This is a genomic window from Geodermatophilus sp. SYSU D00815 (assembly GCF_054050035.1).
The window spans coordinates 86,020-100,781 of record NZ_JBJGYO010000010.1 but is presented as its reverse complement, the minus strand read 5'-3'; the positions used below and the strand labels follow the sequence as shown (position 1 = coordinate 100,781).

Below are 14,762 nucleotides of genomic sequence, written 5' to 3'. Positions count from 1 at the left end.
CTTGTCATAACAGGTTCGCGCCCCTACGGTGAGGCGCGGCTCACAGCAGGAGGAGGTCGCATGACGGCGACGGTGCCGGAACCGGGGCTGCTGGCCCTCGGCGCGGACGGGGCGATGGCAGGTGCCACGTCCGCCTACGAGAAGCGGCTCGGCGACATGGCCGGCGTCTACCGGGACGACGCGGCGTACCGCCGAGCGCTGGCCGAGAAGGGGCCCGACTTCCTCGTCTACCGCGTCGAGGAGCACCGCAACGCGACGGGCGAGGGTGCCCTGATCATCGGCACCAGCACCCTGCAGCCCGGGCGGTACGGCGAGGAGTTCGCCGTCACCCGCGGGCACCTGCACGCCAAGGCCGACCGGGCGGAGCTGTACTACTGCCTCGGCGGCACCGGCGTCATGCTCCTCGAGACCCTCGACGGCCGCACCGAGGCGCTGCCGCTGACGCCGGGCGAGGCCGTCCACGTCCCCGGCCACTGGGTGCACCGCAGCGTGAACGTCGGCGACGAGCCGTTCGTGACGCTGTTCTGCTACGGGGCCGACGCCGGTCAGGACTACGAGCTCATCCGCCGGGCCGGCGGCATGGCCTCCCTGGTCGTAGCCGACGGCGCCGGCGGCTGGACCACCCGCCCCAACCCCGACCACGTCGGCTACCCCGAGGAGAGCGCCCCGTGCTGAAGAACGTCCACCCGCTGCTGACCGGTCCGCTGCTCTCGCTGCTCGACCGGATGGGCCACGGCGACGTGCTGGGCGTGGTGGACCGCAACTTCCCGGCCTACCGCTATGGTGCCCCTGTAATCGATTTCAGAGGGGTGGACACCCAGGCCGCGGCCGAGGCGCTGCTCAGCGTCTTCCCCCTGGACGGCTTCGTGGACGAGGCGGTGCACCGGATGGAGATCGACGGGGCCCCGGAGGAGGTCACGGCCGCGACGGCGAGCCTCCAGCAGGCCGCGGACGCGGCCGAGGGGCGCCCCGTGCGGATCGCGTCGGTGGAGCGCTTCGCCTTCTACGACCTGGCGAAGGGGGCGTACGCCTTCGTGCAGACGGGGGAGACCGTCCCCTACAGCTGCTACCTGCTCAAGAAGGGCGTCGTGTGAGCGGCGCGGCCGGCCACGAGCTCCGGGCGACCGACGAGCTCCGAGAGACAACGCGTCAGGCGGTGAATGCATGAGTCAGCTCCTCAAGGTCGAGGGCATCCGCAAGGGGTTCCCCGGCGTCCAGGCCCTGGACGGCGTCGACTTCGAGCTGGACCGGGGTGAGGTGCTCGCCCTGGTCGGCGAGAACGGGGCCGGCAAGTCGACCCTGATGAAGATCCTCTCCGGGATCTACACCATGGACGCCGGCCGGATCGTCATCGACGGCGACGAGGTCGACGTCCACGACCCGAAGGTCGCCCAGAAGCTGGGCATCAGCATCATCCACCAGGAGATGAACCTGATGCCCCACCTGACGGTGGCCCAGAACATCTACATCGGCCGCGAGCCCCGCACCGGACCCCTGGTCCGCGAGTCGGAGCTGAACCGGCGGACCCAGCGGCTGCTCGACGACCTCGGCATCCACCTGCGGCCCACCCAGGTCGTCGGCGACCTCACGGTCGCCTCGCAGCAGATGGTCGAGATCGCCAAGGCGCTGTCCTTCGACCACACCAAGATCCTGATCATGGACGAGCCGACGTCCGCGATCAGCATCCAGGAGACCCAGGTGCTGTTCCGGCTCATCACGTCGCTGCGCGACCGGGGCGTGGGCATCGTCTACATCTCCCACCGGATGGAGGAGCTCCGCCAGATCGCCGACCGGGTGACGGTCCTGCGCGACGGCCGCTACGTCGGCACGCGGCGGATGGACGAGGTCACCGACGACGAGATCATCGCGATGATGGTCGGCCGCGACATCTCGGCGGTGTACCTCAGCCGGCAGGAGGTGCCCACCCACACCGGCGAGGTGGCGCTGTCGGTGCGCGGCCTGTCGACCCGCAACCTGCTGCGCGACGTCTCCTTCGAGGTCCACCGCGGGGAGATCCTCGGCTTCGCCGGCCTGGTCGGCGCCGGCCGCACCGAGACCGCCCGGGCGGTGATCGGGGCCGACCCGACCACCGCGGGGACCGTCGAGGTCAAGGGCCGGCCGGTGCGGATCTCCAGCCCCCAGGTCGCCGTCCGGCACGGGATCGGCTACCTCCCCGAGGACCGCAAGCGGCACGGCCTCATGCTCGAGCAGGACGTCGCGTTCAACGTGGCCATGGCCTCGCTGCGCGACAACCGCAGCCCGCTGGGGTTCCTGCGCCAGGGCCGGGCCCGCCAGATGACCGACCGCTTCATCAAGACGCTGCGGATCAAGACGCCGTCGAGCCGGACCACCGTGAAGACCCTCTCCGGTGGCAACCAGCAGAAGGTCGTCATCGCCAAGTGGCTGGCGCGCAACTGCGACGTGCTCATCTTCGACGAGCCGACGCGGGGCATCGACGTGGGCGCCAAGGAGGAGATCTACAAGCTCCTCAACGAGCTGGCCGCCGAGGGCAAGGCCATCGTGGTGATCTCCTCCGAGCTCCCCGAGGTCCTCCGGCTCTCGCACCGGATCGCCGTCATGTCCCAGGGCCGCATCACCGGCGTGCTCACGCCGGACCGGGCCGATCAGGAAACGATCATGAAACTGGCCACCCAGAACATCGAGGAAGTTGCGGCATGACCACTCCACGCGCAGAAGACCTGGCCGACGCCCGCACGCAGTCGCCGCCCGCGGAGGCCGTCGCCCCGGCACCGGCCGGCCGCACCGGCCGGTTCGCCGCCCTCGGTCAGGGGCTCCAGCAGCTGCTGGCCTTCGGGACCCTCATCGCGCTGATGATCATCTTCTTCATCGCGAGCCCGAAGTTCCTGACGATCACGAACATCAGCTCCATCCTGCTGTCCACCGCCGTCATCGGCATCCTGGCGGTCGGCACCACGTTCGTGATCATCACCGGCGGCATCGACCTGTCGCTGGGCACCGCGATGACGCTCTGCTCGGTGGTCACCGGACTGCTGCTCACCGACGCCGGCCTGCCGCTGCCGCTCGGCGTGCTCGGCGGCGTCGTGATGGGCGCGCTGATCGGCTTCATCAACGGCTTCAACGTGGCCGTGCTCGGCCTGCCGCCCTTCATCGCGACGCTGTCGATGATGCTGGTCGCGCAGGGCCTGGCGCTGGTGCTCTCCGGCGTCGCGCCGATCTACTTCACCGACGTCCCCGGGTTCTCCTCGATCGCCCTCGGCGAGATCATCCCCAAGATCCCGAACGCGGTGCTGATCCTCTTCGGGCTCGCCCTCGTCGGCGGCGTCATCCTGCGCAAGACGATCCTCGGCCGGATGACCTACGCGATCGGCAGCAACGAGGAGGCGACCCGCCTCTCCGGCATCAACACCCGCCGCTGGATCCTGGCCATCTACACCCTGGCCGGCGTGGCCACCGGGATCGCCGGCGTCGTCCTCGCGGCCCGGCTGAACTCCGCGCAGCCGCAGCTCGGGGTCGGGTACGAGCTCCAGGCCATCGCCGCGGTGATCATCGGCGGGACGTCGCTGCTCGGCGGCCGCGGGTCGATCCTCGGCACCATCATCGGCGCCCTGATCATGAGCGTGCTCATCAACGGGCTGCGCATCCTCGCGATCCAGACCGAGTGGCAGACCGTCGTCGTCGGCCTCGTCGTCCTGATCGCGGTCTTCGCCGACAACCTGCGCAAGCGGCGCGCCGAGGGCGGCGCCCATAGGTAGCCCGACCCGTCCGCGCGGATCCGGCCGCGCCCGAAGCCGACGTTCGTCCGGAACCGACCGGCCCCCGACGCAGGGTGCCGGGGCCATGTCACTCGAAGGAGCAACGAAGCTGTGAAGAACCACATGAAGGCGGTCGGGGCGGTTGGTGCCGCCCTCGTGCTGACCCTGAGCGCGTGCGGTCGCGGTGAGGACGCGGGCGGCGAGGGCGGCGGGTCCGGCCTCGACATCGCGCTGGTCTCCAAGGGGTTCCAGCACCAGTTCTGGCAGGCGGTCAAGGCCGGCGCCGAGGAGCAGGCCGAGGAGCTCGGCGTCTCCATGACGTTCGACGGCCCGGCGAGCGAGACCGAGGTCGACAACCAGCTGCAGATGCTGCAGTCGGCCATCGAGCGCCAGCCGGACGCGATCGGCTACGCCGCGCTCGACCCCGAGGCCTGCGTCCCGCTGCTGGACCAGGCGCAGCAGGCCGACATCCCGGTCGTCGAGTTCGACGCCGGCTGCAACTCCGACGTCCCGGTGACCATCTGCCAGACCGACAGCATGGCCGCCGGCGCGCTCGCCGCCGAGCACATGGCCGAGCTGATCGGCGGTGCGGGCAAGGTCGCCATCGTCGGCCACAGCCAGATCAACAGCACCGGCGTCGAGCGGCGGGACGGCTTCGTCGAGAAGATCGAGGCCGACTACCCGGACATCGAGATCGTCGACATCCAGTACGGCGACGGCGACCACCTCAAGTCCGCCGACATCGCCAAGGCCATGCTGGCCGCCAACCCCGACCTCGCCGGTCTCTACGGCACGAACGAGGGCTCGGCGATCGGCATCGTCAACGCGGTCAAGGAGCTGGGCCTGCAGCCGGGCGAGCTGACCGTCGTCGGCTTCGACTCCGGCCAGGCGCAGATCGACGCCATCAAGAGCGGCCTCATGGCCGGCGCCATCACGCAGGACCCGATGGGCATCGGCCGGTGCACCGTCGAGTCGGCGGTGGCCGCGGTGAACGGGGACTCCCTCGAGGAGGTCCAGGACACCGGCTCGTACTGGTACGACGCGAACAACGTCGACTCCGAGGAGATCCAGGCGATGCTGTACGAGTGAGCCCCGGCTCACCCGTAGCGCAGGGCAGGGGCGGCTGGGCGCCGGGGTGCTGCACGCAGCGCGCGGCGGCCTCGGAGGCGGCCCGCATGGCGTCGGCGGGGGAGTCGCCCCGGCTCAGCCGCGCGGCCAGCGTGCCGCAGTAGGCGTCCCCGGCCCCTGTGGTGTCGACCGGCGTGACCGGGACGGCGGGCACCTGCACCTCGCCCCACCGGGAGCCCCGGACCCCGAGGGTCTGCAGCACCGAGGGGACGGCGATCCCCGCCCGCTCGAGCAGGCCGGCCTCGTGCTCGTTCACCACCACCGGGTCGCACTGCGCCAGCACCGCCTCCGGCAGGGCGGCGAACGGCGCCAGGTTGAGGATCACCCGGGCGCCCCGCGACGCCCCCAGCGCCACGGCGGCGGACACGACGTCGTGGGGCAGCTCGAGCGGCATGAGCAGCACGTCCCCGGGGCCGAGGTCGTCGAGCTTGTCGAGGTCCGCGGTGCCCATCCGGTGGTTGGCGCCCGGCGCGACGACGATCATGTTCTCGCCCTCGCGGTCGTTGTAGATGATCGCCGTCCCGGTCGGCGCGTCGGGCACGACCTCCATGCGGGAGGTGTCGACCCCGAAGGCGGCCAGCCGCTCGAGGTACTGGTGGCCCTGCGGGTCGTCGCCGACCTTGCCGACGAAGACCGAGTCCGCGCCGGCACGCGCCGCGGCCACGGCCTGGTTGGCGCCCTTGCCGCCGAACCGGTACTCGATGTCGCCCGACATCACGGTCTCGCCGGTCAGCGGGTGGCGGTCCATGTGCAGGTGCAGGTCCTGGCTCAGCGAACCGAAGACGATCACTCTGCCCAATTCCACGTCCTCTCGATCGGTGGCCGGGAACGTCCGGCCCGCGGCCGGCGGGAGGCGCGGCCAGGAGCAGGCTAGGTGACCACGACGACAGCAGGAGGAGCAGAGGTGGAGAGCGTCCGCTGGGGAGTCCTCGGCGCGGCCCGCATCGCGCGGGAGCAGGTCGTCCCCGCCATCCGGCGCTCGGGGTGCGGCGAGGTCGTCGCCGTCAGCAGCGCGAGCGGGCGGGCCCGCCCCTACGCCGACGAGCTGGGCATCCCGCGCGCCTACGGCACGCACGAGGAGCTGCTGGCCGACCCCGGCGTGGACGCCGTCTACCTGGCGCTGCCCAACGCGCTGCACGCGCCGTGGATCGTGCGGGCCGCGCAGGCCGGCAAGCACGTCCTGTGCGAGAAGCCGCTGGTGCTCGGCGCCGGCGAGCTCGAGGAGGTGGAGCGCGCCGTCGCCGCGGCGGGGGTGCAGCTCACCGAGGCCTTCATGTACCGCCACCACCCGCAGCAGGCCCGCGTCCGGGACCTCCTGCGCTCGGGCGCGGTCGGGGCGCCGGTCGCCGTCTCGGCGCGCCTGCACTTCCCGCTGGACCGCACCGGCGAGCCCGACATCCGCCTGCGGCCCGACCTGGGCGGGGGGAGCCTGCTGGACCTCGGCTGCTACCCGGTCGACCTGTTCGGCTCCCTCCTCGGCGGCGAGCCCGAGGAGGTGGCCGCCGTCGCCTCCCGGGAGAGCGGGGTCGACACCCGCCTGGCCGCCGTCCTGCGCTACGGGGACGTCGTGGCCTCGCTGGACTGCAGCTTCGACGCGCCCTTCCTCAACACCGCCACCGTCGTCGGCACCGAGGGCGTGCTCACCCTCACCGACGCCTTCCGCCCCGACCTCACCGGCGGGATCGGCACGGTGCTCGTGCACCGCGGCGGCGGCACCGAGCGGATCGAGGTCGAGGGCGACCAGTACGCCGCCCAGGTCCGCGCCTTCACCGCCGCCCTGGCCGACCGGCCGGCCGCCGAGGCCGACGCCGAGCTGAGCCGGCGCACCGTGCGCACCGTCGAGCGGATCGCGCGGGCCGCGAGCCCGGCCTGAGCGACCCGCCGCAGAGCACGCCACCGCAGACAGCACCACCGAGAGGACGAGACACCGTGGCCCTGTACATCGACTCCGCCGACCGGGAGCTCATCGCCGAGCTGTGGAGCTCCGGGGTGTTCGCCGGCGTGACCACCAACCCGACCATCCTCGACCGGTCCGGCCTCGGGCAGCGCGACGTGCCGGAGCTCCACGCCTGGCTCACCGGGCTGGGCGTGAAGCAGGTGTACGTCCAGGTGCTCGGCCGGACGCGCGACGAGATGCTGCGCGCCGCGGAGGAGATCCGCGCGCTGGGCTCCGTCGCGGTCAAGGTGCCGGCCACCGCGGAGGGCTTCGCGGCGGCCCGGGCGCTGGTGGAGGACGGCGCCCAGGTGCTGCTCACGGCGGTCTACCACCCGGTCCAGGCCCTCATGGCCCGCGACTGCGGGATCCAGGGCGTGGCGCCCTACGTGGGCCGCATGACCGACGCGGGCCGCGACGGGGTCGGGTCGGTCATCGCCATGCAGCAGGCCATCGGCAGCGAGCCCACGCGCATCCTGGCGGCCTCGCTGCGCAGCGCCGACGACGTCGCCCGCCTGGCCGCCGCGGGCGTGCCCGACTTCACCGTGGGCGGGCCCCTGGCCCGCGCCCTGCTCGACGACGAGCTGACCCGGGCGGCGGTGGAGGAGTTCGAGGCGGCCGCCGCCCGGCACCGCTGACGATCAGGCGGTCGTCAGCACCACGGCGGTCTCCGCCGGCAGGGTGACGGTCTCGCGGTCCAGGCGCGGGGCCTCGCCGGTGCTGAACAGCACGCCCGTCGCCGGCCGGTCGAGGTCGACCTCGCGCGGCTCGCCGGCCAGGTTGGCCACCACCCGCAGCGAGCCGCGGTGCACGACCAGCCAGCGGTCGTCGTCGTCCCACCCGACCGCCACGGCCGTGAGGTCGGGGTCGACCAGATCGGGGTGCGTGCGGCGCAGCTCCAGCAGGGTGCGGTGGAGCTCCAGCAGCCGCGCGTGCGGCTCCTTGCCCGGCTCCGACCAGTCCAGCTTGGAGCGGGTGAACGTCTCCGGGTCCTGCGGGTCGGGGACGACGTCGGCGTCCCACCCGTGCTCGGCGAACTCGCCGATCCGCCCCTCCGCGGTGGCCTTGCCGAGCTCCGGCTCGGGGTGGCTGGTGAAGAACTGCCACGGCGTCGCGGCGCCCCACTCCTCGCCCATGAACAGCATCGGCGTGAACGGGCTGGTGAGCACGATCGTCGCGCCGACGGCGAGCAGGTCGGGGGAGAGCGAGGCCGAGATCCGGTCGCCGACCGCCCGGTTGCCGATCTGGTCGTGGTCCTGCAGGTAGCCGAGGAACTTCCAGCCCGGCAGCAGGGCGGTGTCGACCGGCCGGCCGTGGTGCCGCCTGCGGAAGCTCGACCACGCGCCGTCGTGGAAGTACGCCCCGGTCAGCGTCTTGGCCAGGCCGGACAGGCCGGCCTCGGCGAAGTCGGCGTAGTAGCCCTGCCCCTCGCCGGTCAGCGACGAGTGCAGCGCGTGGTGGAAGTCGTCGCTCCACTGCGCGGTCAGCCCCAGCCCGCCGGCCACCCGGGGGGTGACCATGCGGGGGTCGTTGAGGTCGCTCTCGGCGATGAGCGTCAGCGGTCGCCCGACGGCGACCGCGAGCCGGTCGACCTCCTGCGCCATCTCCTCGAGCACGTGCGTGGCCCGCTCGTCGACCAGCGCGTGGACGGCGTCGAGCCGCAGCCCGTCGACGTGCATGTCGCGCAGCCACATCAGCGCGTTGTCGATGATGTAGCGGCGCACCTCGTCGGAGTCGGGCCCGGAGAGGTTGATCGAGCTGCCCCAGGTGTTCGCGCCGCCCTCGGCGAAGATCGGCATGAACAGCGGCAGGTAGTTCCCGGACGGGCCGAGGTGGTTGTAGACGACGTCCTGGACCACCCCGAGCCCCCGCTGGTGGCAGGCGTCGACGAAGCGCTGGTAGGCGGCCGGGCCGCCGTACGTCTCCTGCACGGCGTACCAGAGGACGCCGTCGTAGCCCCAGTTGTGCGTGCCGTTGAACGCGTTGACCGGCAGCAGCTCCACGAAGTCGACGCCGAGGTCGACGAGGTGGCCGAGCTTGTCGACAGCGGCGTCGAGGGTGCCCTCCGGGGTGAAGGTGCCGACGTGCATCTCGTAGACGACGCCGCCGGCCAGCGGCCGGCCGGTCCACGCGCCGTCGCCCCACGAGTACGCGGCCGGGTCGAACCGGCGGGAGAGCCCGTGCACGCCCTCGGGCTGGCGCCGCGACCGGGGGTCGGGCCGGGGGGTGTCGTCGTCGTCCAGCAGGAACCCGTAGTCCGCCTCCGGGCCCGCCTCGACCTCGGCCCGCCACCAGCCGTCGTCGTCCCGGGTCATGTCGTGGACGGCGCCGTCGACCTGCAGGCGCACGCGCTGGGGGAGCGGCGCCCAGACGGAGAACTCGACGGGTGCGGACATCGCGGAGGGCCTCCGAGGGGGCGGTGGGACGGGATCGGGCCGATCATGCCCGCGCCGGGGCGGCCCAACCGCGGCGCCCGGGAGAGTTCTGACCGCGCGACCTCGCCTCCGGCGTCCCCGTGCCGGGACGCCGGGTGCCCGGCCGGCGGGAACCGGCCGGGCACCCGGACGCGGCCGCCTCAGACGTGGAGGCGCTGCCCGACGTAGATCCGGTGCGGGTCGGGGACGGAGGCCTTGTTCTGGGCCCAGAGCTGGCGCCAGCTCATGCCGTGCCTGGCCGCGATCTTCCCGAGCGTGTCACCCGCACGCACCACGTACGAGCCGCCGGACGACGACCCCTGCGACGAGCCCGAGGACGCCGACGACCCCGCCGCCGCCGCGCTGGACGCCGCCGGGGTCGAGCCGCTGCGCAGGTACTTGCCGCAGGTGGGCCAGGCGCCGATCCCCTGGCCGACGAGCACCTTCTCGGCCACCGCGATCTGCTCCGCGGGTGTGGCCAGGTCGGCCCGGGGGGCGTACTGCCCGCCCCCGTACCCCTCCCAGGTGGCCTGGGCGAACTGCAGGCCGCCGTAGTAGCCGTTGCCGGTGTTGATGTGCCAGTTCCCCCCGGACTCGCACTGCGCGACGCCGCTCCAGTCGTGCGTCGCGGCCGACGCCGGCGCGGCGAGGGCGATGCTCCCCACCGCGGTGCCCAGGGCCAGCGCACCACCGCACAGCAGGCGGCGGACACGGCGGTGCCGGGGCAGGACGTGCTGGGACATGTTTCCTCCGATCCCCGCCGACGAGGTGAGCTGTCGGGTTCGGGCGATCGGTGTGCCCGGCCGCGCGCGGCGGCTTCACCCCCAGACGTCGCTGCGGACGTCGAACGTGGTTCCCCCGCCCCCGTCCGTGGGCTGTTCCGAGGGACAGGCGACCGGTGGACGGGGTTGGGCGGGCCGGCGCCTGGAGCCCGGCCGAGGGAGGCCCGGGCACGCGGCGAACCGTAGGGAGCCCGCCGGGGTGGCGGCCTCCCGGACCCGCCGGTTCCCGGGAGTGTCGTCGGCGTGTCGGCGACGCGCCAGGCGCGGAGCAGCGATCCGCACCGGGCACGTCACCCTGGGTCGCGGGTGAGCAGGGCCACGGGAAGACGGGTGAGGGCCTCGCGGACCGGCGCCCCGGCGGCGTCGGAGACCACCCGGGTACCGGTGAGCAGGTCGCGCCAGGCGCCGGTGGGCAGCCGCAGCGCGGTGTCGCCCCAGCCGCCGGCCGCCTCCAGCCCCACCGGCAGGCGGGTCGCCACCGTCACCGCGCCGCCGCGGTCGAAGGCGACCACGTGGTCGGCCGCCGCCCCGGTCGCCGCGACCGGCTCGTAACCGGCGAACCACCCGGGGGAGTCCCGACGGGCGCGGAGGGTGCGGGAGACCACCAGCAGCTTGGCCGCGCCGGCGTCGTCCACGGCCGGCACCTCGCCGCCGTCCAGCGCGGCCAGCAGCTGCCGGCGCCGGTCGTAGTCGACCGGGCGACGGTTGTCGGGGTCGACCAGCGAGAGGTCCCACAGCTCGGTGCCCTGGTAGACGTCGGGGACGCCGGGCATGGTCAGCTGCAGCAGCTTCTGCGCCAGGGAGTTCGACCGGCCGTAGGGGGTGATCCGGGCGACGAAGGCCTCGATCTCGCGGTGCGTGCCCTCGTCGTCGAAGGCCGCGTCGACCAGCGCGTGCAGCTGCTCCTCGAACGCCTGCACCGGGTTGGTCCACGTCGTCGACGTGCCGGCCTCGCGGGCCGCCTTCTCGACGTAGGCGTGCGCCCGGTCCCGCGACAGCGGCCAGGCGCCCACCAGGTTCTGCCACACCAGGTGCGCCAGCGCCCGGTCGGCGAGCGGGTGCCGGGCCAGCAGGCCCCGCACCAGCTGCGCCCACTCGGTCGGGATCTCGGCGAGCACGGCCAGCCGCGCGCGGACGTCCTCGCTGCGCTTGGTGTCGTGCGTCGACAGCGTGGTCATCGACGCCGGCCGGCGCGCCAGCCGCCGCTGCTGCGCCTCGTGGAACTCCGCCACGGTGCTGCCGAACCGCGCGGGGTCGCCGCCGACCTCGTTGAGCGCCACGAACCGCGCCCACCGGTAGTAGGCGGAGTCCTCCACGCCCTTGGCCATGACCGGTCCGCTGGTCTGCTCGAACCGGGTGGCAGCCTCGGTGCCGGCCTGGGACAGCACCGGGTGCAGCGCATCGACGGCGGCCACCAGGTCGGGCCGCCGGTCGCGCACCGCGGCCACGGTGGTGTCGAGGTGCTCCCGGCCGTCGGGCAGGTAGCTGCGGTAGACCGGGAACGACGCCAGCAGCTCGGCGAGCGCCTCGCGGACCTGGGCGCCGTCCACGCCCGCCAGGTCGCCGACCACCCGCTGGAGGCGGGCGACCTCCGAGCCGAGCATGCCGTCGGTGACCTCGCGCTTGCAGTCGTGCACCAGCCGCGCGTAGTCGACCGGGTGCCCGGCCAGCTCGGTGTCCAGGGCGGTCAGCGCGGCCTCGCCGGCCGGGTCGACCAGGACGTCGTCCACCTCGGCGAGCGCGTCGTAGCCGGTCGTGCCGGCCGTCGCCCAGCTCTCCGGGAGGTCCTCGCCGGGCTCGAGGATCTTCTCGACGACGGTCCAGCGCCCGTCCGACGCCGCGGCGAGGCGGTCGAGGTAGCCCTTGGGGTCGGCCAGGCCGTCGGGGTGGTCGATGCGCAGCCCGTCGACCTTGCCCTCCCGGACGAAGCGCAGCACGAGCTCGTGCGTCGCGTCGAAGATCTCCGGGTCCTCCACCCGGAGGCCGGCGAGGGTGTTGATCGCGAAGAACCGGCGGTAGTTGAGGTCGTCGTCGGCGCGGCGCCAGTCGACCAGCTCGTAGTGCTGGCGGGCGTGCACCTCCTGCGGCGTGCCGCTGCCGGTGCCCGGGGCGATCGGGAACCGGTTGTCGTAGTACCGCAGCTCCGGGCCGTCGGGGGTGTCGACCACCTCCAGCTTCTCCACGTCGTCCGCCGACCCCAGGACGGGGATGCGGACCCTGCCGCCGCCGAAGTCCCAGTCGATGTCGAACGCGGCGGCGTGCGCGCTGTCGCGGCCGTGCCGCAGCACGTCCCACCACCACGGCGCGGCGGCCGGGTCGGCGACCCCCATGTGGTTGGGCACCAGGTCCAGCACCAGGCCCAGCCCGTGCTCGTGCAGCGCCGCGACGAACCGGTCGAACCCCTCCTGCCCGCCGCGGGACTCGTCGACGTGCGCGTGGTCGACGGTGTCGTAGCCGTGGTTGCTGCCCTCGGCCGAGCGCAGCAGCGGCGAGGCGTAGGCGTGCGTCACCCCGAGGTCGGCGAGGTAGCCGGCCACGGCGGCGGCGTCGTCGAGGGTGAACCCGGCGTGGACCTGCAGGCGGTAGGTGGCGGTGGGGACGTCGCGGCGGCGCTCGTCGGGAGCCGTCACGGCGCGGCCCGCAGGACCACGGTGGCGCGGGCGCCGACGGTCACCGTCTCACCGGGCTTGACGTCGTCGGGCTCGAGCTGGCCGCGCTCGGCCGTGTCGAGGACGACGGTCCAGGCGGCGGCGTACTCGCTGGAGGGCAGGGTGAACTCCATCGGCTCGTGGTGGGCGTTGAACGCCAGGTAGAAGCAGTCGTCGACGATCCGCTCGCCGCGCTCGTCGGTCTCCCGGATGCCGTGCCCGTTGAGGTACATGGCCAGCGACTTGGCGAAGCCGACGTCCCAGTCCTCGTCGCCCATCGGGTCGCCGTCGGGGGTGAGCCAGGCGACCTCGGGCAGCGGCGCGCCCTCCTCCCGGCGCACCGGACGCCCCGACAGGAACCGGCGGCGGCGGAACACCGGGTGCTCGGTGCGCAGCCGGATGACCGTCCGGGTGAACTCGAGCAGGTCCTCGTCGACGGCGTCCCAGTCCATCCAGGTCAGCTCGGAGTCCTGGCAGTAGCCGTTGTTGTTGCCGTCCTGGCTGCGGCCGAGCTCGTCGCCGTGCAGCAGCATCGGCACGCCCTGGCTGAGCATGAGCGAGGCGATGAAGTTGCGCTGCTGGCGGGCGCGCAGGGAGAGCACCTTGGGGTCGTCGGTGGGGCCCTCGACGCCGCAGTTCCAGCTGCGGTTGTGGCTCTCGCCGTCGTTGTTGCCCTCGCCGTTGGCCTCGTTGTGCTTCTCGTTGTAGGAGACCAGGTCGCGCAGGGTGAACCCGTCGTGCGCGGTGACGAAGTTGATGCTCGCCACCGGGCGCCGGCCGGAGTGCTGGTACAGGTCCGACGAGCCGGTGATCCGGCTGGCGAACTCGCCGATCGTCGCGCCCTCGCCGCGCCAGAAGTCGCGGACGGTGTCGCGGTACTTGCCGTTCCACTCGGTCCACAGCGAGGGGAAGTTGCCCACCTGGTAGCCGCCGTCGCCGACGTCCCACGGCTCGGCGATCAGCTTGACCTGGCTGACCACCGGGTCCTGGTGCACCAGGTCGAAGAACGCCGACAGCCGGTCGACCTCGTGGAACTGGCGGGCCAGGGTCGAGGCGAGGTCGAAGCGGAAGCCGTCGACGTGCATCTCCGTGACCCAGTAGCGCAGCGAGTCCATGATCAGCTGCAGCGACTGCGGCGTGCGGACGTTGAGCGAGTTCCCGGTGCCCGTGGTGTCCATGTAGTACTGCGGGTCGTCCTCGACCAGCCGGTAGTAGGCCCGGTTGTCGATGCCCTTGAACGACAGCGTCGGGCCCATGTGGTTGCCCTCGGCCGTGTGGTTGTAGACGACGTCGAGGATGACCTCGATGCCGGCCTCGTGCAGGGCGCGGACCATGCCCTTGAACTCCTGCACCTGCTGGCCGTCGGTCGCCGTCGCGTACTCGTTGTGCGGGGCGAAGAAGCCGATCGTGTTGTAGCCCCAGTAGTTGCGCAGGCCCTTCTGCAGGAGGGTGTCGTCCTGCACGAACTGGTGCACCGGCATCAGCTCGATGGCGGTGACGCCCAGCTCCTGGAGGTGCTCGACGATCGCCGGGTGGGCCACCGCCGAGTAGGTGCCGCGGATCTCCTCGGGGATGCGCGGGTGGGTCATCGTCAGGCCCTTGACGTGGGCCTCGTAGATGACGCTCTTGTGGTACGGGATCCGCGGCGGGCGGTCCACGCCCCAGTCGAAGTACGGGTTGACCACGACGGACTTCGGCATGTGCGGCGCCGAGTCGTCGTCGTTGCGCTCGCCGGTGCCGAACCGGTAGCCGAAGCACGCCTCGTCCCAGTCGACCTGGCCGTCGATCGCCTTGGCGTACGGGTCGAGCAGCAGCTTGTTCGGGTTGCAGCGCAGCCCCTGTTCCGGGTCGTACGGGCCGTGGACCCGGAAGCCGTAGCGCTGCCCCGGCTGGACGCCGGGCAGGAAGGCGTGCCAGACGAAGCCGTCCATCTCCTCGAGGGGGATGCGCTCCTCGGCGCCCTCCTCGTCGAAGAGGCACAGCTCCACCCTCTCGGCCACCTCGCTGAAGATCGCGAAGTTGGTGCCGGTGCCGTCGTACGTGGCACCCAGCGGGTAGGCGGTGCCGGGCCACACCTGTGTCATGCGGGTCGATCCTCCTGCGGCGGCCCTCCGTGGGGAGGG

General features: G+C 72.8%; 11 protein-coding genes, 1 pseudogene and 1 riboswitch. Of the genes and pseudogenes, 7 read left to right on the top strand and 5 right to left on the bottom strand.

Annotation, left to right across the window (positions count from 1 at the left end; all coding sequences use genetic code 11):
* The first annotated feature begins 60 nt into the window (after positions 1-60).
* The 5 genes from ACI78S_RS13585 to ACI78S_RS13565 all read left to right on the top strand — a co-directional run bounded on the left by ACI78S_RS13585 (position 61) and on the right by ACI78S_RS13565 (position 4,823).
* The gene (locus ACI78S_RS13585; RefSeq protein ID WP_456974089.1) at positions 61-675 is read left to right on the top strand and encodes a glucose-6-phosphate isomerase family protein; all 615 of its coding nucleotides are present in this window, start codon (positions 61-63) and stop codon (positions 673-675) included.
* Positions 669-1,094, top strand: coding sequence for an RbsD/FucU family protein (locus ACI78S_RS13580; RefSeq protein WP_456974086.1), 426 nt, complete (start codon positions 669-671; stop codon positions 1,092-1,094). The genes ACI78S_RS13585 and ACI78S_RS13580 overlap by 7 nt, the downstream gene beginning before the upstream one ends.
* Positions 1,095-1,164: 70 nt before the next feature.
* The gene (locus tag ACI78S_RS13575; RefSeq protein WP_456974084.1) at positions 1,165-2,679 is read left to right on the top strand and encodes a sugar ABC transporter ATP-binding protein; all 1,515 of its coding nucleotides are present in this window, start codon (positions 1,165-1,167) and stop codon (positions 2,677-2,679) included.
* Positions 2,676-3,734: an ABC transporter permease gene (locus ACI78S_RS13570; protein WP_456974082.1), complete on the top strand. Its 1,059-nt coding sequence runs from the start codon at positions 2,676-2,678 to the stop codon at positions 3,732-3,734. Before ACI78S_RS13575 ends, ACI78S_RS13570 begins: the two co-directional genes overlap by 4 nt.
* A 111-nt stretch (positions 3,735-3,845) precedes the next feature.
* Positions 3,846-4,823 (top strand): substrate-binding domain-containing protein, encoded by a 978-nt coding sequence (locus tag ACI78S_RS13565; RefSeq protein ID WP_456974080.1) that lies wholly within the window; start codon positions 3,846-3,848, stop codon positions 4,821-4,823.
* 34 nt (positions 4,824-4,857) lie between these two features.
* On the opposite strand, the pseudogene ACI78S_RS13560 reads toward ACI78S_RS13565, so the two are convergent.
* Positions 4,858-5,652, bottom strand: a pseudogene (locus tag ACI78S_RS13560) (ribokinase); the annotation flags it as partial.
* A gap of 84 nt (positions 5,653-5,736) precedes the next feature.
* Between ACI78S_RS13560 and ACI78S_RS13555 the strand changes: the two are divergent.
* Positions 5,737-6,735, top strand: a complete 999-nt coding sequence (locus ACI78S_RS13555) for a Gfo/Idh/MocA family protein (protein WP_456974078.1) — start codon at positions 5,737-5,739, stop codon at positions 6,733-6,735.
* Positions 6,736-6,791: 56 nt separating this feature from the next.
* Entirely contained in the window at positions 6,792-7,433 is a 642-nt protein-coding gene (locus ACI78S_RS13550; protein WP_456974076.1) for a transaldolase family protein, read from the top strand.
* Positions 7,434-7,436: 3 nt separating this feature from the next.
* Here ACI78S_RS13550 and treZ read toward each other — a convergent pair whose 3' ends face one another.
* The 4 genes from treZ to glgX form a co-directional block, all read right to left on the bottom strand.
* Positions 7,437-9,191 (bottom strand): malto-oligosyltrehalose trehalohydrolase, encoded by a 1,755-nt coding sequence (gene treZ / locus ACI78S_RS13545; RefSeq protein WP_456974073.1) that lies wholly within the window; start codon positions 9,189-9,191, stop codon positions 7,437-7,439.
* 179 nt (positions 9,192-9,370) lie between these two features.
* Entirely contained in the window at positions 9,371-9,952 is a 582-nt protein-coding gene (locus ACI78S_RS13540) for a transglycosylase family protein (RefSeq protein WP_456974071.1), read from the bottom strand.
* Positions 9,953-10,113: riboswitch (cyclic di-AMP (ydaO/yuaA leader) on the bottom strand.
* Between the two features lie 168 nt (positions 10,114-10,281).
* Positions 10,282-12,621: a malto-oligosyltrehalose synthase gene (treY, locus tag ACI78S_RS13535; RefSeq protein ID WP_456974069.1), complete on the bottom strand. Its 2,340-nt coding sequence runs from the start codon at positions 12,619-12,621 to the stop codon at positions 10,282-10,284.
* A complete protein-coding gene (glgX, locus tag ACI78S_RS13530) occupies positions 12,618-14,723 on the bottom strand; it encodes a glycogen debranching protein GlgX (RefSeq protein ID WP_456974067.1) in 2,106 nt (701 codons plus the stop codon). The genes treY and glgX overlap by 4 nt, the downstream gene beginning before the upstream one ends.
* Positions 14,724-14,762: the final 39 nt, after the last annotated feature.

What these genes read in the sequence shown, in the direction of transcription:
- ACI78S_RS13585 (WP_456974089.1), top strand. Translation starts at nt 61, where the DNA reads ATGACGGCGACGGTGCCGGAACCGGGGCTGCTGGCCCTCGGCGCGGAC.
- ACI78S_RS13575 (WP_456974084.1), top strand. Translation starts at nt 1,165, where the DNA reads ATGAGTCAGCTCCTCAAGGTCGAGGGCATCCGCAAGGGGTTCCCCGGC.
- ACI78S_RS13570 (WP_456974082.1), top strand. Translation starts at nt 2,676, where the DNA reads ATGACCACTCCACGCGCAGAAGACCTGGCCGACGCCCGCACGCAGTCG.
- treZ (WP_456974073.1), bottom strand. Translation starts at nt 9,191, where the DNA reads ATGTCCGCACCCGTCGAGTTCTCCGTCTGGGCGCCGCTCCCCCAGCGC.
- ACI78S_RS13540 (WP_456974071.1), bottom strand. Translation starts at nt 9,952, where the DNA reads ATGTCCCAGCACGTCCTGCCCCGGCACCGCCGTGTCCGCCGCCTGCTG.
- glgX (WP_456974067.1), bottom strand. Translation starts at nt 14,723, where the DNA reads ATGACACAGGTGTGGCCCGGCACCGCCTACCCGCTGGGTGCCACGTAC.